We start from the raw sequence: 19,313 nt of genomic DNA on the forward strand, positions 1-19,313 counted from the left end.
GAAAGCCCGAGGTCCCGTAAAGCCGGAAGCCGGGGTCGGCCCATGAGCGGAGGGACAGCCGATGAGCGATCAAGAACCTCTGCGCACGCCGCCCCTCGCCTCGGGCCCGCACGGCCCGGCCGCCCTGCGCCCCCTCCTCGGCACCGTCCTCGACGCGCTCGCGGCCGGCGCCCGGGCGCGGGGCGGCCCGTTGCCCGGCGGGGGACCGCAGGCCGTCGCCGCCCGTGTCGCCGACGTGCTCGGGGACGTGCTTCCCGACCACGGCGACCCCGCCGCCCTGCGCGACCTCGTACACGCCCTCGCGGAGGGCGCCGCCGACCCCGCCGACCCGCTGTGCGCGGCCCATCTGCACTGTCCGCCGCTCGCCGTGGCCACCGCCGCCGACCTCGCCGTGAGCGCCCTCAATCCCTCCCTGGACTCCTGGGACCAGGCCCCGGCCGCCTCCGCCCTGGAAGCCGCCGTCACCCGCGCCCTCGCCCACACCGCCGGGCTCGCCGACGCCCTCATGACCACCGGCGGCACCGAGTCCAACCAACTCGCCCTGCTGCTCGCCCGCGAGGCACACGGCGGCAGTGTGCAGGTGATCTGCGGGGCCAACGCCCACCACTCGCTGCCGCGCGCCGCCTGGCTCCTCGGCCTGCCCGACCCGGTCGTCGTCCCGGCGGCCGGCGGCACCCTCGACGTCGCCGCGCTCGACGAGGCCCTCACCACGCTCTCCGGCCCGCTGCTGGTCGCCGCCACCGCCGGCACCACCGACGCCGGCCTGATCGACCCGCTGCCCGAGATCGCCGGCCTGTGCGCCGCGCACGGCGCCCGCCTGCACATCGACGCGGCCTACGGCGGCGGCCTGCTCCTCAGCGACCGGCACCGGGGGAAACTCGCCGGTCTGGAAGCCGCCCACACCGTCACCCTCGACCTGCACAAGCTGGGCTGGCAGCCGGTCGCCGCCGGCCTCCTCGCCGTCGCCCGCCCCGCCGAACTCGCCGTCCTCCACCAGCGCGCCGACTACCTCAACGCCGACGACGACACCGAGGCCGGACTCCCCGACCTGCTCGACCGCTCCCTGCGCACCACCCGCCGCCCGGACGTCCTCAAGATCGCGGCCACCCTGAAGACCCTCGGCCGCACCGGACTGGGCGCACTCATCGACCAAGTCTGCGCCCATGCGCGCGGGTTCGCCGAGCTGGTCGAGGAGCACCCCGGCTTCGAGCTGTACGACCAGCCCGTGATCAGCACCGTCCTGTTCCGGCCCACGGACGCCGCCGACGCCGCCGTGGCCGCCGTACGCCGCAGGCTGCTGCACGACGGCCGGGCCGTCCTCGGGCGCGCCCGGCTCGACGGCCGCCTCTGGCTCAAGGCCACCCTGCTCAACCCCCACACCCGGCCGGACGACCTGGCCCAGCTCCTGAAACTCGTCGAAGAAGGCACCCTCGCATGACCAACCCCCCACGCCACGAGCCCACGTCCCCCCGTGACCTGGTCGGCATCGGCATCGGTCCGTGCAACCTCTCGCTGGCCGCCCTCGCCCACCCGCTCACCGAACTCGACGCCGTCTTCTACGAACAGCGCCCCGGCTTCGACTGGCACCCCGGCCTGCTCATCGAGGGCGCCACCATCCAGGTGCCGTTCCTGGCCGACCTGGTGACCCTCGCCGACCCGACCAGCCCATGGAGCTTCCTGAACTACCTCAGGACCCGCGAGCGGCTCTTCCCCTTCTACTTCGCCGAGCGCTTCCACATCCAGCGCGCCGAGTACGACGCCTACTGCCGCTGGGTCGCACAGAGCCTGCCCGGGCTGCACTTCCGCCACCAGGTCGACGCCGTGCGCTGGAACCCCGAACGGGACGCGTTCGAGGTCGACTTCACCCAGCTCGACGCCGAGGGCGAGGCCGAAGCCCTGGGCCGTACCCACACGCGCAATGTCGTCCTGGGCGTCGGCACCGCGCCCTATGTGCCCACTCCGCTCAGGCCGCTGGTGGACGCCCCCGGCGTGCCGGTCGTCCACGCCGCCGACTACCTGGACCACCGCTCCGACATCCTCGCCGCCGGGCACGTCACGGTCGTCGGCTCCGGACAGTCCGGTGCCGAGGTCTTCCTCGACCTGCTCCGGCACCGCCCCGCCGGACAGGAGAAGCTGCACTGGATCGGCCGCAGCGAGGCGTTCGCGCCGATGGAGTACTCCAAGCTGGGCCTGGAGCACTTCACCCCCGACTACACCCGATACTTCCACGCCCTCGCCGAGCCCGTCCGGGACCGGCTGGTCGCCGCCCAGTGGCAGCTCCACAAGGGCATCGACGCCGGCACCCTCGCCACCATCCACGACGAGCTGTACCGGCGCACCCTGGACGGCGGCTGGCCCGACACCGTCCTCACCCCGGGCGTCCGGGTCCGCACGGCGGGCCGCGTCGCCAACTCCAAGATCGAGCTGCACCTGGAACACCTCCAGCAGGACAGCCGCTCCCGGCTGACGACCGACGCCGTCGTCCTCGCCACCGGCTACCGCGAACGCCCGCTCGGCCGCCTCCTCGCCGGGCTCGACCCCTACCTCCGCCGCGACAGCAGCGAACGCCTGCGCATCGACGAGGACTTCCGGCTCGTCCTCGACCCGTCCGTGACCGGCTCGGTGTACGTCCAGAACGCCGAACTGCACACCCACGGCGTGGGCGCGCCCGACCTCGGCCTCACCGCCTGGCGCAGCGCCACCATCCTCAACTCGCTCACCGGAAAGGAGCCGTACCCGCCGGCCCCCCGAACGGCCTTCACCACCTTCGGCCTCCAGGAGGACCGGCACCGAGTGCCACAGTCCCGGCACGGGCAGCACCTCACTCCCCTGATCGAGGGAAGGTGACCGCACGGGTGGAATTCGCTCATCGGAGCGAGTGGTCGCACAATTCAACACTTGTCAATGACCCTTTACTCAAAGGTTGTTGAGTGGTCATGTGGGGCCGATTCTCTACCCACGGGTAAGGCCTAGGCTCGACGTATGCGCCGAGCAAAGATCGTCTGCACTCTGGGGCCCGCCACCGACTCGTACGACCAGATCAAGGCACTGGTCGACGCCGGAATGGACGTGGCCCGGTTCAATCTCAGCCACGGCACCCACGCCGAACACGAGGAGCGCTACCGGCGAGTGCGCAAGGCGGCCGACGAAACCGGTCGCAGCGTCGGCATTCTCGCCGACCTTCAAGGCCCGAAGATCCGGCTCGGCCGTTTCGCCGAAGGGCCGGTACTCCTTGAACGCGGCGACACTTTCACCATCACCGTCGAGGAGGGCGTCGAGGGCGACCGCCACCAGTGCGGCACCACCTACGCCGGCCTCGCCGCCGACATCACCCCCGGCGAGCGCGTCCTCGTCGACGACGGCAAGGTCTGCCTGGAGGTCACCGCCGTCGACGGCCCGCGCGTCCACACCCTCGTGGTCGAGGGCGGCGTGATCTCCGACCACAAGGGCCTGAACCTCCCCGGCGTCGCCGTCTCCGTCCCCGCCCTGTCCGAGAAGGACGAGGAGGACCTGCGCTGGGCGCTGCGCACCGGCTTCGACGTCATCGCGCTCTCCTTCGTCCGCAGCGGCGACGACGCCAAGGGCGTGCACCGGATCATGGCCGAGGAGGGCCGCCGCCTCCCGGTGATCGCCAAGGTCGAGAAGCCGCAGGCCGTGGCCAACCTCGACGACATCGTCGCCGCCTTCGACGGACTCATGGTCGCGCGCGGCGACCTGGGCGTGGAGATGCCCCTGGAGCAGGTGCCGATCGTGCAGAAGCGCGCGGTCAAGCTCGCCAAGCGCAACGCCAAGCCGGTCATCGTCGCCACCCAGATGCTCGACTCCATGGTCGACAACTCCCGGCCCACCCGCGCCGAGGCCTCCGACGTGGCCAACGCGGTCCTCGACGGCACCGACGCGGTGATGCTCTCCGGCGAGACCAGCGTCGGCAAGTACCCGGTCGAGACCGTGCGCACCATGGCGAAGATCGTCGCGGCGGCCGAGGAGGACATGCTCGCCAAGGGCCTGCCCCCGCTGACCGAGCGGAACAAGCCGCGCACCCAGGGCGGCGCGGTCGCCCGCGCGGCCGCCGAGATGGGCGACTTCCTGGGCGCCAAGTTCCTCGTGGCCTTCACCCAGTCGGGCGACACCGCCCGCCGTCTCTCCCGCTACCGCTCCCCGATCCCCCTCCTGGCCTTCACCCCCGAACCGGCCACCCGCTCCCAGCTCAGCCTCACCTGGGGCGCCGAGACCTTCCTCGGCCCGCACGTCGACTCCACCGATGCCATGGTCGACCAGGTGGACGAACTGCTGCTCAAGTACGGCCGCTGCGAGAAGGGCGACGTGGTGGTGATCACGGCCGGCTCCCCGCCCGGCGTCTCCGGCTCGACCAACATGGTCCGGGTGCATCACATCGGGGAGGACGACAGCCCGAAGGCATGAGAAGAGAGCCTGAGGGCATGAAAAAGAGCCCCTCATCCTGAGGGGCCCACCGGAAGCCTGACCTTGGAATCCAAGGAAAAGTGCCCCGGGTCGGACTCGAACCGACACTGTACGGGTTTTGAATCCGTTGCCTGCTGCCAATTGGGCTACCGGGGCTCGCAGAATCCAAGGTTTCCCCCGACCCTCCGCGCGTCCACCATACCGTAGCTAGGTAGGCTCTTGTCAGCAGTACCCCTGCCCTGAACGAGGAGCCCCCGTGACCGCCGAGTCGCCCCAGCCCGTAGACGCGCCCGACGACGACAAGTCGCACGTGCCTCCGCTGACGACCCGTGTCGTCATCGCCGAGGACGAGGCCCTGATCCGGCTCGACCTCAAGGAGATGCTGGAGGAGGAGGGGTACACCGTCGTCGGCGAGGCCGGGGACGGTGAGCAGGCCGTGGAGCTGGCCCGTGAGCACCGGCCGGACCTGGTCATCCTGGACGTGAAGATGCCGAAGCTCGACGGCATCTCCGCGGCCGAGAAGATCGCCGAGGATTCCATCGCGCCGGTGCTGATGCTCACCGCCTTCTCGCAGCGCGACCTCGTCGAGCGCGCCCGGGACGCCGGCGCCATGGCCTACCTGGTCAAGCCGTTCAGCAAGAGCGATGTCGTCCCGGCCATCGAGATGGCCGTCTCGCGCTTCACCGAGCTGAAGCAGCTGGAGCAGGAGGTCGCCGACCTCACCCAGCGCCTGGAGACCCGCAAGCTGGTCGACCGCGCGAAGTCGATCCTCCAGACGGAGTACGGCCTGACCGAACCGGCCGCGTTCCGCTGGATCCAGAAGACCTCCATGGACCGGCGGATGTCGATGCAGCAGGTCGCCGAGGCGGTCATCGCGGACAACCAGGAGAAGAAGGCGGCCAAGAAGGGCTGACCTGTACGGCAAAGGCCCGTGCCCCGGAGAAGGGGGCGCGGGCCTTTGCCGTCGTACGGGTCAGTCCTCGCCCAGATAGGCCTTGCGGACGGACTCGTCGTGCAGCAGGTCCTGCCCCGTGCCGGACAGGACGATGTTGCCGATCTCCATGACATGGCCCTGGTCGGCGAGCGAGAGCGCCGCCTGGGCGTTCTGCTCGACCAGCAGGATCGTCGTGCCCTGGGACTTCAGCTCGGCGATCGTCGCCATGATCTTCTGCATCATGATCGGCGACAGGCCCATCGACGGCTCGTCCAGCATGAGCAGCTTCGGCTGGGACATCAGGGCACGACCCATCGCCAGCATCTGCTGCTCACCGCCGGAGAGGGTGCCCGCGGCCTGCTTGCGCCGCTCGCCGAGGATGGGGAAGAGGTCGTAGGCGCGCTGGATGTCCTTCTCGATGCCGGGCTTGTCGCTGCGCAGGAACGCGCCGAGGCGCAGATTGTCCTCGATGGTCATGCGCGGGAAGATGTGCCGCCCCTCGGGGGAGTGGGCGAGGCCCAGGGAGACCACCTGGTGGGCCGGGACCTTCTTCAGCGACTTGCCGTTGAACCGGATCTGTCCGCCGACCGGCTTCAGCAGGCCGGAGAGCGTGCGCAGGGTGGTGGTCTTGCCGGCGCCGTTCGTGCCGATGAGGGTGACCACCTGACCGGCCTCGACCTTGAAGGAGATGCCCTTGACGGCTTCGATCTTGCCGTAGGCGACCCTCAGGTCCTCCACTTCGAGCAGTGCGGTCATCGGTCGTTCTCCTTGCCGGGCGCGGCGTCGGTCGTGGTCTCGGCGTCCGCCTCAACAGACTCGGCAGACTCGGCTGCCTCACCGGCCTCGGCGTTGGCCTCGGCGGCCTCCACCTCGGCCACCTCTTCGTCGCCGGGCGCGTTCTCGAAGGGCTCGCCGAGGTAGGCCGCGATGACGCGTTCGTCGCCCTGGACGGTGGCGCTGTCGCCCTCGACCAGTTTCTCGCCCTGCACCAGGACGGCCACGCGGTCGCAGAGGTTGAAGATGAAGCGCATGTCGTGCTCGATGACGAGGACGGCGATTCCCTTGTCCCGGATGGCGAAGACCAGTTCCTCGGTGGCCCGGGTCTCCTGCGGGTTCATGCCGGCCGTCGGTTCGTCGAGCAGCAGCAGACCGGGCTCGCTGGCGAGCGCGCGGGCGATCTCCAGCTTGCGCTGCTCGCCGTAGGGGAGGTTGCGGGCGAGGTGCTCGGCCTTCTTCTCCAGGCCCACGAACTCCAGGAGTTCCATGGCGCGTTCGCGGGAGGCCTGCTCGGCGCGGTGGAATCCGGGGCCGCGCAGCAGCGCGGACCACAGGCCTTCCTTGGTGCGGGTGTGCCGGCCGACGAGGACGTTCTCCAGGACCGTCATGTTCGCGAACAGCCGGATGTTCTGGAAGGTGCGGGCGATGCCGGCCGCGGTGACCTTGAAGGACTGCGGCGGCAGTACCTGGCCCTTGTAGCGGACCTCGCCCTCGGTGGGCACGTACAGGCCGGTCAGGCAGTTGAAGAAGGTCGTCTTGCCGGCGCCGTTGGGGCCGATCAGACCGACGATCTCGCCGCTGTGGACGGTGAAGTCGACGTTGCGTACGGCGGTGAGGCCACCGAAGCGCATGGTCACGCCGCGGGCGTCGAGCACGACCTCGCCGGGCGCGGAGGCGCCGGGGACGGCGTCCGTGGTGGTGGTGTCGGTAGTCATCGTGGTCAGGCCCCTGCCTTGGTGAGGACGGCGGGTGCTTCGGCTTCTTCGTGGAATTCGAGCTGGCGGCGCCGGTTGGGGATGAGACCCTCCGGACGGAAGCGCATCAGCAGGATCAGGGTGACGCCGAAGGCGAAGAGCTGGTAGTCGCCCAGGAACTGCAGCTTGGCCGGGATCAGGTACAGCAGGGACGCGCCGACCAGCGGACCGGCGATGGTGCCCATGCCGCCGAGGACCACCGCGGCCAGCAGGAAGGCCGAGTTGGGCGGTACGGCGTAGGCGAACTGGTACTGCTCCGGGGTCACGGTGTAGGTGACGTGGCCCTGGACGGAGCCGGAGAGACCGGCCAGGCAGGCGCCCAGCGCGAAGGCGATGAGTTTGACCCGGAAGCCGTTGATGCCCATGGCGAGCGCCGCGGTCTCGTCCTCGCGGATGGCGATCCAGGCGCGGCCGATGCGGGAGTCGCTGCTGCGCCGGAACACCACGACCACGATGAGCGTGATGATCAGCATGAGCAGCAGGTAGTTGGCGAACCGGCCGATGGTGGTGCCCAGGATCTGGTGCTCCTGGCCGAAGTCGAAGCCGAGGATGTTCAGGTTCGGGATCGAGGAGATGCCGTTGGAGCCGTTGGTGACGTCGGGGCCCGAGGTGCCGTCCATGTTGAGGACGGTGATGCGGAAGATCTCACCGAAGCCGAGGGTGACGATGGCCAGGTAGTCGCCGCGCAGTCGCAGGGTCGGGGCGCCGATGACGACGCCGAAGATCATGGCGACGACCGCGCCGAGCAGCGCCGCGGCCCAGAACGGCCACTGCACGTGCAGCGGTGAGGACGGCGAGCCGGAGACCAGGGCGGCGGTGTAGGCGCCGACGCCGAGGAAGGCGACGTAACCGAGGTCGAGGAGGCCGGCGAGGCCGACGACGATGTTCAGGCCCAGCGCGACGGTCGCGAAGATCAGGATGTAGACGCCGATCGTCGCGTACTGGTCGTTGGACTGGGTGAAGGGGAAGGCCGCGGCGGCGACGAAGGCGCCGATCATGGTGACGGTGCGGTGCTTCGCGGTGATCGCCGAGACCCGGGCCACGAGCCCGGCCTTGGAGAGGGCGGCGAAGCCGAAGCCGGCGGTGATGAGGAAGCCGATGAACAGCTCGTCGTACGGTGTGCTGACGCCGTAGCTGAAGACCCACAGGCCCACGGCCATGGCCGCGACGATGACGAGGATCTCGGCGTAGGCCGGCAGTGTGCGCGCCGGCTCCGGGGCCTTGGCGACGAAGGCCGCCTTGAAGATGTTCCATTTCTGCCGGGAGTTGTGGCGGAACAGGTCCCAGCCGCGGTCGTCCGGGTCGGCGAGGTCCGGCTCCGGCCGCTCGAACGGCAGGGCCAGCGCGCCGAGCAGGGCGGCCAGGGTGGCGACGGCCACGACGAAGCCGCCGGGCTCCAGGTTCACCAGGCCGCCGAGCTCGTCGCTGATGGCGATGACGGTGTACCAGGCGGTGGCGAAGGTACCGAGCGCGGTCAGCTTCAGGGCCGCGTCGGCGCTTCCGGGCGTCAGCCACCCGAGGCCTTTGACGCCGTAGGAGGCGAGGCCGAACAGGGTGGTGAGGATGCCTCCGATCAGCACCAGGACCTGCAGGCCGCCCGGGTAGCCGTAGACGGTGAGGTCACCGGGGAAGTCGGCGGTCCAGGTCCAGGAGAGGAACGTGGAGACGATCGCGAGGGCGCCGCCGCCGGTGGCGAGGGCCCTGCCGAGCGGGGCCGGCAGACCGATGAGGCCGGACGGGGCGGCGGGGGGTGCGCTCGGGGTGCCGGGCGTCTCGGGGGTCTCGGATGCGGTGGTCTGTGTGGTCATCGGTGTCACGCCCTGTCCGCGACGCGTTCGCCGAGCAGGCCCTGCGGCCTGAACAGCAGTACGAGGATGAGGAGTACGAAGGCCCAGACGTCTGCCCAGGACTGGCTGCCGAACTTGTCCATGCCGGGGATGTCCGCGATGTAGGCGGTGGACAGGGCCTCGGCCACACCGAGGACGAGACCGCCGAGCATGGCGCCGTAGATGTTTCCGATGCCGCCGAGGACGGCCGCGGTGAAGGCCTTCAGACCGAGGAGGAAGCCCATCTTGAAGTCGATCTGGCCGTACTTGAGGCCGTAGGCGACGCCTCCGACGGCCGCGAAGGCGGCGCCGAGGGCGAACGCGATCACGATGATCCGGTCGGTGTTGACACCCATCAGCTTCGCGGTGTCCGGATCCTGGGCGGTGGCCTGCATGCCACGGCCGGTACGGGTGCGCATCACGAAGTAGGCGAGGAAGGCCATGCTGAGCGGGGCCGCGATCACCAGGAAGATGTCACCGGTCTGGATCGTGACGTTGCCGATGTCGAAGGGCCCGCCCGGAATCGTCGGGAAGGTGCGGGCGGACTTCGCCTGGGGGTACCAGGCCCACACCGCCTGCTGCAGGGCCAGGGAGAGGCCGATCGCGGTGATGAGGGGGGCGAGACGGGGGGCGGTGCGCAGGGGGCGGTAGGCGAACCGTTCCGCTCCGACGGCGACCAGGACGGCGACCAGGACCGCGCCCACCAGCATGAGGGGCAGGGCGACCCACATCGAGGTGCCGTCCGGCAGTATGTACGCGTAGACCGTGAGCGCGCCGAAGGCGCCGGTCATGAAGATCTCGCCGTGGGCGAAGTTGATGAGCTGGACGATGCCATAGACCATCGTGTAGCCGATGGCGACCAGCCCGTACATGGATCCCAGTAGCAGGCCGTTGACCAGCTGCTGCGGCAGTTCGTTCACCGCATGTCCTCCGAGAGGTTCGGAAAGCTTCGACGGATGGGGCCGGATGCGAGGACGCGCGGGGCGCCAGTGGAACAGCGCCCCGCGCGGCTCTGTGGATGCGGGTGTGGGTCAGCTGCTGGGGGTGTAGGTGCCGGACTGGGCAGCCTTCCAGGCGCCGCCGTCGACCTTGTAGACGGTGAGCTGCTTGTTGGTCGCGTCACCGAACTCGTCGAAGGAGACCTTGCCGGTCACACCGTCGAAGGAGACGTTCTGCATCGCGGCGGTGACCTTCGCGCGGGCGTCGGACGGCAGCTTGCCGCCGTTGTCGTCGACGACCTTCTTCACGGCCTCGATGATCGACCAGGCCGAGTCGTAGGAGTAGCCGCCGTAGGCCGCGTAGTCCTCCTTGTAGCCCCCCGCCTTGTAGTCGGCGACGAACTGCTTGGCGGAGGCCAGGGTCTCGACCGGGGCGCCGACCGAGGTGGCGAGGTCGCCGGTGGCGGCGCTGCCCGCGAGCTTGATGAAGGTGGGGTCGTAGATACCGTCACCGCCGACCAGCGGGACGTTGGCGCCCGCCGACTTGATCTGCTTGCTGAGCGGACCGGCCTGCGGGTACTCGCCGCCGTAGTAGACCACGTCGGCGCCCGAGGACTTCACCTTGGTGGCGACCGCGGAGTAGTCCTTGGTGTCGGGGTTGATGTGCTCGGTGCCGACGATCTTGCCGCCGAGCTTCTTGAACTCGTCGGTGAAGGTGGCGGCGAGGCCGGCGCCGTAGGTCTTCTTGTCGTCGATGACGAAGACCTTGGTCTTCTTGGCCGTGTTGTAGACGTACTGGGCGGCGAAGGGGCCCTGGATGGCGTCCGTGGTCGCCGTGCGGAAGTACGACTTGTACGGACGCGACTTCGACGTCTGCCAGTTGGTGCCCTGGGTCAGGGCGGGGTTGGTGTTGGCCGGTGAGACCTCGACCAGCTTGGCGTCGTCGAAGACCTTCTGCATCGACTGGGCCACGGACGAGTTCAGCGGGCCGACCACGCCGAGGACGCTGTTGTCGCCGACGAACGCGGTGGCGTTCGACTGGCCCGAGGAGGGCTGCGCCTGGTCGTCCTTGGCCTCGATCTTGAAGGTGACGCCCTTGACGTAGTTCTTCTTGTTGGCGGTGTTGACCGCGAGGTCCACCGAGTTCTTGATGCCCAGGCCCAGCGCGGACAGGTCGCCGGTCAGCGGGGCGTCGACGCCGATGGTGACGGTGGTGCCACCGCCCTTGCCGGAGTCCGAGCCCTTTCCGCCGCTGTCGCGCGAACCGCAGGCCGTGAGGGTGAGTGCTCCCGCTGCCAGCGCGGCGGTGATGGCGATGAGCGAACGTTGACGCACGATCAGTCCTTTCCCCAGGACGACCGTTCCCCCCTGGAAACGGTCGAGCCGCGCGCCTGCCCGAATTGACGAGCCAAGAGGCGATCCGAGGGCGCGGTGACTGGCCGTGACTCTAAGCGCGTGCGGGGAACGTGGAGGAGGGTCTGACCAAGGCTGTGACGCTCTTGTTATGACACGACGTAATGCAGAGCGGTGCGCGGTGGGGGATAGGGTGGAATTACGGCCGATTCGCGCCGTCCGCAATGTGAGAACCCGCAGGACTCACCATGATCAATTCAGGCGTCTCAAGGGTTTTGGTGATGACGTGGCACTGTTGCTGCAGGCGACTTTCAAAGCCTGGGAGAGGTGTTGCGCGTAGCGCGGACCGAGGATGTAGCTCTGTATCTGCATTGCGCGCGTATTACGCAGAGTTACATTCAGGAAAGGAAGTCCGGCGTCCACAGGTAGTTTTCCGCACCGTGTCACGTGCATGGTTATCGTGATCTTGCGGTCGTAACCTGCCTTTGTCCGGAACGGTGTTCGCGGGTCCGTCACCAGCGAAAGTCCCGCGTACGGCTGGCTCACCCGGGCCACAGTGACCGGCGGCCCCGACTCCACGCTCAGTAGCACAGCGAAGCTGAAACTGCGGGGCGGGGCGCCCGCCGGAGTCGCCCGGCCGCCCACATATTCCACCACCACCGCCTGGGCGGGGTAGGGCGCCGGGGGTGGTGGCGGCTTCTGTGGCCGGGTGACGTAGAGATAGCCGCCGGCGGCCAAAAGGACGGCCGCCGCGGTGAACGCGAGGGCGGCGCGCCGGTGGCGGACGCAACGGGTTGCCAGGACCGAGCGAATCCGGCGTCCAAGAGCGGGAGTCGGGGCTGCCGGGTGCCGGGCGTCCCACGCATGTGTGCCCTCGCCGGGCTCCACGGGACCGATGCCGCTCATTGCCAGGGGCTTTCGGTCGGAGCGCCATGGCGATAGCGCTCGGCGCAGGCCGCGCGCGCCTGACGGCCGATCAACTTGCCTGCGGACGCGTCGCCTTGTCGCCCCCTCACGGCGCGCGCCGCTTCCACGACGTCCCGCAGGATCTCGTACTCCCCGTTGGACAAACCCATCGACTGGTAGTCGCCGTAGGTGCCGCCGTCGAGCACCTCGCGGGACCAGTGCGCGACGAGGCGGGTGCACAGGTCGGCGGCGGAGGTCTTCGAAGGAGAGGGGGAGGAGGTCTCCGAGGGGGAGGAGCGGGCAGCTGCTCCCGGGGCGGCGGGCCCGTCGCACGCCGCCGTCCACAGAAGTGCCGGCAGCACCGGCCCGAGCACCAGGAACCTCACCCCCAGCCGGGGGTCCCCTCGCCGTCCCATGAGCAGAAGCTAAGGGGAGGGGCGGCGGGGGGCAACGGTCCGGTGCCGGCTGTTCGGCCGGCGGGGGCAGCGGACCGGTGCCGGCTGGTCAGTACGCGCCTGGGCAGCGGTCCCGTGGGAGCCGGTCAGTCCGCCGTGGGCGGTACCTGCGCCGCGTCGCCCGGCCGGGCCTCCCGCAGCAGGCAGGTCAGCCGGGCGCTGCACACCCGGCGGCCCTGCTCGTCGCTGATCACGATCTCGTACGTCGCCGTCGAACGGCCCCGGTGCACCGGCGTGGCCACACCCGTCACCAGTCCCGAGCGGGCCCCGCGGTGGTGCGTGCAGTTCAGGTCCACGCCGACCGCGATCTTCGAGCTGCCGCCGTGCAGCATGGCGCCGACCGAGCCGAGCGTCTCCGCCAGCACCGCGGAGGCGCCGCCGTGCAGCAGGCCGTACGGCTGGGTGTTGCCCTCCACCGGCATGGTCCCGACGACCCGCTCCGCCGAGGCCTCCAGGATCTGCACACCCATCCGTGTGCCCAGATGCCCGGCCGAGAACAGGGCGGGCAGGTCGACACCGAGCGCGGCGTACTCGTCGATGACCTCCTGCGGGAATCTCACCTGCTGCTGCTCGCCCATGGGCCCGGCTCCGTTCGTCGTACAGCTGTCTGCTGCGGCTGTCTGCTGGCTGAGCAAACGCTCAGTCGGTCGCCGATTGTTCCAGACGGGCCTGCGCCTGCGCGGTGTGACCTTCGAGACGTACGACCACGGACTTGCTGGCCGGGGTGTTGCTGGTGTCGGCGGTCGCGTCGAGCGGGACCAGGACGTTCGTCTCCGGGTAGTACGCCGCCGCGCAGCCCCGGGTCGTCGGGTAGTGCACGATGCGGAAACCGGGCGCCCGCCGCTCCACGCCGTCCTTCCACTCGCTCACCAGGTCGACGTACGACCCCTCGGCGAACCCGAGCGCCAGCGCGTCCTCGGGGTGCACCAGCACCACCCGGCGGCCGCCCGTGATGCCCCGGTAGCGGTCGTCCAGGCCGTAGATCGTGGTGTTGTACTGGTCGTGCGAGCGCAGGGTCTGCAGCAGCAGCCGGCCCTCGGGCAGTTCGGGGTACTCCACCGGCGCCGCCGTGAAGTTGGCCTTGCCGGTGGCGGTCGGGAAGCGGCGCTCGTCGCGCGGGGCGTGCGGCAGGGCGAAGCCGCCCGGCCGGGCCACGCGCGCGTTGAAGTCCTGGAAGCCGGGGACCACGCGCGCGATGCGGTCACGGATCGTGGCGTAGTCCTTCTCGAACTCCTCCCACGGCACGACGCTGCTCTCGCCGAGCACGCGGCGCGCGAGGCCGCAGATGATCGCGGGCTCGGACCTCAGCCGCGGGCTCGCCGGCGCCAGCCGCCCGCGCGAGGCGTGCACCATGCCCATCGAGTCCTCGACGGTCACGAACTGCTCGCCGCTCGCCTGCAGGTCCCGCTCGGTGCGGCCCAGCGTGGGCAGGATCAGCGCCCGCGCGCCCGTGACGGCGTGCGAGCGGTTGAGCTTGGTCGACACGTGCACCGTCAGCCGCGCCCGGCGCATCGCGGCCTCGGTGACCTCGGTGTCGGGGGAGGCGGAGACGAAGTTGCCGCCCATGGCGAAGAACACCTTCGCCTCGCCGTCGCGCAGCGCGCGGATGGCCCGTACGACGTCGAAGCCGTGCTCGCGCGGCGGCGCGAACCCGAACTCCTTCTCCAGCGCGTCCAGGAAGGCGGGCGCGGGCCGCTCGAAGATGCCCATCGTGCGGTCGCCCTGGACGTTGCTGTGTCCGCGCACCGGGCACACGCCCGCGCCCGGCCGGCCGATGTTGCCGCGCAGCAGCAGGAAGTTGACCACCTCGCGGATGGTCGGGACGGCGTGCTTGTGCTGGGTGAGGCCCATGGCCCAGCAGACGATGGTGCGCTTCGAGGCGAGCGCCATGCCGAGGGCCTGCTCGATCTCCGCGCGCGTGAGGCCCGTCGCCTTCAGGGTCTCGTCCCAGTCGGCGGCGCGCGCGACCTCGGCGAACTCCTCGAAGCCGTGGGTGTGCTCACGGACGAAGTCCTCGTCGACCGCGCCCTCCGTCTCCAGGATGAGCTTGTTGAGGAGGCGGAAGAGGGCCTGGTCGCCGCCGATGCGGATCTGCAGGAACAGATCGGTGAGGGCGGCGCCCTTCAGCAGGCCCTGCGGGGTCTGCGGGTTCTTGAACCGCTCCAGGCCGGCCTCGGGCAGCGGATTGACGCTGATGATCCTCGCGCCGTTCGCCTTGGCCTTCTCCAGGGCGGAGAGCATGCGCGGATGGTTCGTCCCCGGGTTCTGCCCCGCGACGATGATCAGGTCGGCCTTGTGGAGGTCCTCCAGCAGGACGCTGCCCTTGCCGATGCCGATGGTCTCGCTGAGCGCCGACCCGGACGACTCGTGGCACATGTTGGAGCAGTCCGGCAGGTTGTTCGTGCCGAGCTCGCGGGCGAAGAGCTGGTACAGGAACGCGGCCTCGTTGCTGGTGCGGCCCGAGGTGTAGAAGACGGCCTCGTCGGGGGAGGAGAGGGCGGTGATCTCCTCGGCGACGATGTCGAAGGCGCGCTCCCAGCCGACCGGCTCGTAGTGCGTGCCGCCCTCGGCGAGATACATGGGGTGTGTCAGCCGGCCCTGCTGCCCCAGCCAGTACCCGCTCCTCGTCGCCAGGTCGGCCACGGAGTGCGCGGCGAAGAACTCCGGGGTGACCCGGCGCAGGGTGGCCTCCTCGGCCACCGCCTTCGCGCCGTTCTCGCAGAACTCCGCCTTGTGCCGGTGCTCCGGCTCCGGCCAGGCGCAGCCCGGGCAGTCGAAGCCGTCCTTCTGGTTCACCCGCAGCAGGGTCAGCGCCGTGCGCCGCACGCCCATCTGCTGCTGGGCGATGCGCAGCGTGTGCCCGATGGCGGGCAGCCCCGCCGCCGCGTGCTTCGGCTCCGCGACCTGCGGCGCGTCCTGAACCGGATCACCCTTGGGCGGCTTCGTCGCCATCGCACGCTCCCCCTTCGACTGCGTGTGAGAAGTACGGTGCCGATCCTCCCACGGGCCACCGACAACCGTGCCCGAGGGCATACGAGAACACCGGCACTCCCGGTGACCGAGGGCAACCCTGCGCAGCCCTCCACTCGGTCCCGGACCGGAGTGTCAGTGCGGCGTGGCAGGATCGGGGACGTGGCAGAGACAGCATCGAAGAAGACCGACCAGACCCCCGGCGGTACCCGTCCCCGGCTGATGCTCATGGACGGGCACTCGCTGGCCTACCGCGCGTTCTTCGCGCTGCCCGCGGAGAACTTCACGACCGCGACCGGCCAGCCGACGAACGCGATCTACGGCTTCGCGTCGATGCTGGCCAACACCCTGCGTGACGAGGCACCCACGCACTTCGCCGTGGCCTTCGACGTCTCGCGCAAGACCTGGCGCTCCGAGCGGTTCACCGAGTACAAGGCGAACCGCTCCAAGACCCCGGACGAGTTCAAGGGCCAGGTGGAGCTGATCGGCGAGCTCCTCGACGCGATGCAAGCGCCCCGCTTCGCCGTGGAGGGGTATGAGGCGGACGACGTCATCGCCACCCTCGCCACCCAGGCCGAGGCCGAGGGCTTCGAGGTGCTGATCGTCACGGGCGACCGCGACTCCTTCCAGCTGGTCACCGACCACATCACCGTGCTCTACCCGACCAAGGGCGTCTCGGAGCTGACCCGGTTCACCCCGGAGAAGGTTTTCGAGAAGTACGGTTTGACGCCCGCCCAGTACCCGGACTTCGCGGCCCTGCGCGGCGACCCGTCCGACAACCTCCCCGGCATTCCCGGCGTCGGCGAGAAGACCGCGGCGAAGTGGATCAACCAGTTCGGTTCGTTCGCGGAGCTGGTCGAGCGAGTCGACGAGGTCAAGGGCAAGGCCGGGCAGAACCTCCGCGACCACCTGGAGTCGGTCAAGCTCAACCGCGTCCTCACCGAGCTGGAGCGGGAGGTCGAGCTGCCCAAGGCGGTCGCCGACCTGGAGCGGGCCGCGTACGACCGCAAGGCCGTCACGATGGTCCTGGACACCCTGGAGATCCGCAACCCGTCCCTGCGCGAGCGTCTCTTCGCCGTCGACCCCGGCGCCGAGGAGGCCGAGGTCACGCCGATCACCACCGACGGCGTGGAGCTGGACGGCAAGATCCTGCGCACCGGCGAGCTGGCCCCCTGGCTCGCCGAGCACGGCGCCGAGACCCTGGGCGTCGCCACCGTCGACACCTGGGCGCTGGGCACCGGCTCGGTCGCCGAGATTGCCCTGGCGGCGGCCGGGGGAGCGGCGGCCTGGTTCGACCCGGCCGAGCTGGACGAGGCCGACGAGAACGCGTTCGCGGCCTGGCTGGCCGACGCCGGCCGCTCCAAGGTGTTCCACAACGCCAAGGGCGCCATGCGCGTCCTCGCCGAGCACGGCTGGTCCGTCGAGGGCGTGACCATGGACACCGCGCTCGCCGCCTACCTGGTCAAGCCGGGCCGTCGCTCCTTCGACCTGGACGCGCTGTCCCTGGAGTATCTGCACCGCGAGCTGGCGCCCGCCGCCGCGGCCGACGGCCAGCTCGCCTTCGGCGCGGACGACGGCGCCGAGGCCGAGGCCCTGATGATCCAGGCCCGCGCGGTCCTCGACCTCGGTGAGGCCTTCGGCACCCGTCTGGAGGAGGTCGGTGCGGCCGACCTCCTGCGCGACATGGAGCTGCCCACCTCCGCCCTGCTCGCCCGCATGGAGCGCCACGGCATCGCGGCGGACCGCGCGCACCTGGAGGCGATGGAGCAGACGTTCGCGGGCGCCGTGCAGCAGGCCGTGAAGGAGGCGCACGCGGCCGCCGGCCACGAGTTCAACCTGGGCTCGCCCAAGCAGCTCCAGGAGGTCCTCTTCGGCGAGCTGGCCCTGCCGAAGACGAAGAAGACCAAGACCGGCTACACCACGGACGCCGACGCGCTGGCCTGGCTCGCCGCCCAGACCGACAACGAACTGCCGGTGATCATGCTCCGCCACCGCGAGCAGGCGAAGCTGCGGGTCACGGTCGAGGGCCTGATCAAGACGATCGCGGGCGACGGCCGTATCCACACCACGTTCAACCAGACGGTGGCCGCGACCGGCCGCCTGTCCTCCACGGACCCGAACCTCCAGAACATCCCGGTCCGCACCGACGAGGGCAGGGCGATCCGCCGCGGCTTCGTGGTCGGCGAGGGCTTCGAGTCCCTGATGACCGCCGACTACAGCCAGATCGAGCTGCGCGTGATGGCCCACCTCTCCGAGGACGAGGGCCTGATCCGGGCGTTCACCTCCGGCGAGGACCTGCACACCACGGCCGCCTCCCAGGTGTTCGGCGTCGAGCCGACCGCGGTGGACGCGGAGATGCGCCGCAAGATCAAGGCGATGTCGTACGGCCTGGCCTACGGCCTCTCCGCCTTCGGCCTCTCCCAGCAGCTGAACATCGAGGCGGCCGAGGCGCGCGCCCTGATGGACGCCTACTTCGAGCGCTTCGGCGGCGTCCGGGACTACCTCCGCCGGGCGGTCGACGAGGCGCGGGCGACGGGCTACACGGCGACCCTCTTCGGCCGCCGCCGCTACCTCCCCGACCTCAACAGCGACAACCGTCAGCGCCGGGAGGCCGCCGAGCGCATGGCCCTCAACGCACCCATCCAGGGCACGGCCGCCGACATCGTCAAGATCGCCATGCTGAAGGTGGACAGCGCCCTGCGGGCAGCGGACCTGAAGTCCCGCATGCTCCTGCAGGTCCACGACGAAATCGTCCTGGAGATCGCCCCCGGCGAGCGCGCGGCGGCCGAGCGGATCGTCCGCCACGAGATGTCCAACGCCGTCGACCTCCGAGCCCCGCTGGACGTCTCGGTCGGCGTCGGCCCGGACTGGGAGTCGGCAGCGCACTAGCCTGCGGCGCCCGGGCGGAGGGGCATCAGCCTGCGGCGCCCGGGCGGAGGGGGCGTTGCAGCCAAGACCCGGCCGCAACGCCCCCTCCGCCACCGCAACGGCGCCCAGCCCCACCGGCACTCTCCGGCGGTGCCGAACCCACCGCTGTCCACGCCCGCGCCCCGCCCCACCAGTACAGGAACCCGGCACCCACACAGAGCACGTCGGCCGAACCCCCGCAGGGCCCCGTCACTCACGTGGCCCCTGCCAAAACGCCCCCCACCCCCACAGCCGCAAAACTGCGGGCATGGGTATACGCATGCTTCACCGCCGGACGCCCGAGGCAGACACCCGGGCCTGGGCGGACGCCGCCTCGGCGCAGGCCATGCCCGCCTCGCCGGTCCCGGCCTTCGCGGCCGACGCAAGCACCGCCCGCATCCCCGTCGAGCTGACCGCGACCGTCCACAGGGCCGCCACGAACCTCCGGTACAGACTCACCGGCCTGACCGCCCCCGTGGACCGCGCCCCCGACTGGCGCCAGTGGGCCGACCTCGCCCGCGGCTATCTCGCCCTCGCGCTCACCGCGATCCCGAGACCGCGCCCCCGGCGCACCCTCACCGTCTTCGTCGCGTCCCTCACCGACCGGCCGGCCGCTCCCGGCCCGCACCGGCCATCCCATCGGGATCACCTGGATCACCGCGATCACCGAGACGCCCAGGACCGTCCGGGACCGGACCCCGACGCCGGCCCCTGACCGCGACGGCGTACGGACCGGCCCGGCGCCCGTCGAAGCCGCACGGTGGGCACCGGATCCCACGGCCGCTCCGGCGCACCCATGAGCGCCCAGCGGCGCGCCGCCTCGGCCAGTGCACAGCCCCCGCCGGCCGGAA

The 19,313-nt window shown here is 70.5% G+C and carries 14 protein-coding genes and 1 tRNA gene; 6 read left to right on the top strand and 9 right to left on the bottom strand.

Annotated elements, in window-relative coordinates:
- Positions 1-61: 61 nt before the first annotated feature.
- The 3 genes from ACZ5NH_RS20400 to pyk all read left to right on the top strand — a co-directional run bounded on the left by ACZ5NH_RS20400 (position 62) and on the right by pyk (position 4,422).
- Complete coding sequence (locus tag ACZ5NH_RS20400; protein ID WP_468777070.1) at positions 62-1,438, top strand: pyridoxal phosphate-dependent decarboxylase family protein; 1,377 nt, start codon at positions 62-64, stop codon at positions 1,436-1,438.
- Positions 1,435-2,847, top strand: coding sequence for a lysine N(6)-hydroxylase/L-ornithine N(5)-oxygenase family protein (locus tag ACZ5NH_RS20405; RefSeq protein ID WP_468777072.1), 1,413 nt, complete (start codon positions 1,435-1,437; stop codon positions 2,845-2,847). The genes ACZ5NH_RS20400 and ACZ5NH_RS20405 overlap by 4 nt, the downstream gene beginning before the upstream one ends.
- A 135-nt stretch (positions 2,848-2,982) precedes the next feature.
- Positions 2,983-4,422: a pyruvate kinase gene (gene pyk / locus ACZ5NH_RS20410; RefSeq protein ID WP_450980615.1), complete on the top strand. Its 1,440-nt coding sequence runs from the start codon at positions 2,983-2,985 to the stop codon at positions 4,420-4,422.
- A gap of 81 nt (positions 4,423-4,503) precedes the next feature.
- On the opposite strand, the gene ACZ5NH_RS20415 is transcribed toward pyk, so the two are convergent.
- Positions 4,504-4,578, bottom strand: a tRNA-Leu gene (locus ACZ5NH_RS20415).
- A gap of 100 nt (positions 4,579-4,678) precedes the next feature.
- Here ACZ5NH_RS20415 and ACZ5NH_RS20420 point away from each other — a divergent pair.
- The gene (locus ACZ5NH_RS20420; protein WP_468777074.1) at positions 4,679-5,335 is read left to right on the top strand and encodes an ANTAR domain-containing response regulator; all 657 of its coding nucleotides are present in this window, start codon (positions 4,679-4,681) and stop codon (positions 5,333-5,335) included.
- A gap of 60 nt (positions 5,336-5,395) precedes the next feature.
- Here the strand turns inward: ACZ5NH_RS20420 and ACZ5NH_RS20425 are convergent, their stop codons facing one another.
- From ACZ5NH_RS20425 to ACZ5NH_RS20460, 8 genes are all read right to left on the bottom strand, one after another.
- The gene (locus ACZ5NH_RS20425; RefSeq protein ID WP_388621304.1) at positions 5,396-6,112 is read right to left on the bottom strand and encodes an ABC transporter ATP-binding protein; all 717 of its coding nucleotides are present in this window, start codon (positions 6,110-6,112) and stop codon (positions 5,396-5,398) included.
- Complete coding sequence (locus ACZ5NH_RS20430; RefSeq protein ID WP_388621303.1) at positions 6,109-7,068, bottom strand: ABC transporter ATP-binding protein; 960 nt, start codon at positions 7,066-7,068, stop codon at positions 6,109-6,111. Before ACZ5NH_RS20430 ends, ACZ5NH_RS20425 begins: the two co-directional genes overlap by 4 nt.
- A gap of 5 nt (positions 7,069-7,073) precedes the next feature.
- On the bottom strand, positions 7,074-8,915 hold the full coding sequence (locus ACZ5NH_RS20435; RefSeq protein WP_468777076.1) for a branched-chain amino acid ABC transporter permease: 1,842 nt from the start codon (positions 8,913-8,915) through the stop codon (positions 7,074-7,076).
- A 5-nt stretch (positions 8,916-8,920) separates the two neighbouring features.
- The gene (locus ACZ5NH_RS20440; RefSeq protein ID WP_388621299.1) at positions 8,921-9,853 is read right to left on the bottom strand and encodes a branched-chain amino acid ABC transporter permease; all 933 of its coding nucleotides are present in this window, start codon (positions 9,851-9,853) and stop codon (positions 8,921-8,923) included.
- A 111-nt stretch (positions 9,854-9,964) separates the two neighbouring features.
- Entirely contained in the window at positions 9,965-11,206 is a 1,242-nt protein-coding gene (locus ACZ5NH_RS20445) for a branched-chain amino acid ABC transporter substrate-binding protein (RefSeq protein WP_388621298.1), read from the bottom strand.
- Between the two features lie 920 nt (positions 11,207-12,126).
- On the bottom strand, positions 12,127-12,546 hold the full coding sequence (locus tag ACZ5NH_RS20450) for a hypothetical protein (protein WP_468777078.1): 420 nt from the start codon (positions 12,544-12,546) through the stop codon (positions 12,127-12,129).
- Positions 12,547-12,671: 125 nt separating this feature from the next.
- Positions 12,672-13,163, bottom strand: coding sequence for a PaaI family thioesterase (locus ACZ5NH_RS20455; protein ID WP_468777080.1), 492 nt, complete (start codon positions 13,161-13,163; stop codon positions 12,672-12,674).
- A gap of 61 nt (positions 13,164-13,224) precedes the next feature.
- Complete coding sequence (locus tag ACZ5NH_RS20460) at positions 13,225-15,537, bottom strand: FdhF/YdeP family oxidoreductase (RefSeq protein WP_468777082.1); 2,313 nt, start codon at positions 15,535-15,537, stop codon at positions 13,225-13,227.
- Positions 15,538-15,717: 180 nt separating this feature from the next.
- On the opposite strand from ACZ5NH_RS20460, the gene polA reads away from it, so the two are divergent.
- Positions 15,718-18,444 (top strand): DNA polymerase I, encoded by a 2,727-nt coding sequence (polA, locus tag ACZ5NH_RS20465; RefSeq protein ID WP_388621291.1) that lies wholly within the window; start codon positions 15,718-15,720, stop codon positions 18,442-18,444.
- Positions 18,445-18,730: 286 nt separating this feature from the next.
- A complete protein-coding gene (locus ACZ5NH_RS20470; RefSeq protein WP_468777084.1) occupies positions 18,731-19,177 on the top strand; it encodes a hypothetical protein in 447 nt (148 codons plus the stop codon).
- Positions 19,178-19,313 lie beyond the last annotated feature (136 nt).

The sequence above is a fragment of the Streptomyces sp. NPDC031426 genome, from assembly GCF_055581585.1.

Excerpts from the sequence above, each read along its gene's own strand:
- ACZ5NH_RS20400 (WP_468777070.1), top strand. The coding sequence starts at position 62 with ATGAGCGATCAAGAACCTCTGCGCACGCCGCCCCTCGCCTCGGGCCCG.
- ACZ5NH_RS20405 (WP_468777072.1), top strand. The coding sequence starts at position 1,435 with ATGACCAACCCCCCACGCCACGAGCCCACGTCCCCCCGTGACCTGGTC.
- pyk (WP_450980615.1), top strand. The coding sequence starts at position 2,983 with ATGCGCCGAGCAAAGATCGTCTGCACTCTGGGGCCCGCCACCGACTCG.
- ACZ5NH_RS20425 (WP_388621304.1), bottom strand. The coding sequence starts at position 6,112 with ATGACCGCACTGCTCGAAGTGGAGGACCTGAGGGTCGCCTACGGCAAG.
- ACZ5NH_RS20430 (WP_388621303.1), bottom strand. The coding sequence starts at position 7,068 with ATGACTACCGACACCACCACCACGGACGCCGTCCCCGGCGCCTCCGCG.
- ACZ5NH_RS20435 (WP_468777076.1), bottom strand. The coding sequence starts at position 8,915 with ATGACCACACAGACCACCGCATCCGAGACCCCCGAGACGCCCGGCACC.
- ACZ5NH_RS20450 (WP_468777078.1), bottom strand. The coding sequence starts at position 12,546 with ATGGGACGGCGAGGGGACCCCCGGCTGGGGGTGAGGTTCCTGGTGCTC.
- ACZ5NH_RS20455 (WP_468777080.1), bottom strand. The coding sequence starts at position 13,163 with ATGGGCGAGCAGCAGCAGGTGAGATTCCCGCAGGAGGTCATCGACGAG.
- ACZ5NH_RS20460 (WP_468777082.1), bottom strand. The coding sequence starts at position 15,537 with ATGGCGACGAAGCCGCCCAAGGGTGATCCGGTTCAGGACGCGCCGCAG.
- ACZ5NH_RS20470 (WP_468777084.1), top strand. The coding sequence starts at position 18,731 with ATGGGTATACGCATGCTTCACCGCCGGACGCCCGAGGCAGACACCCGG.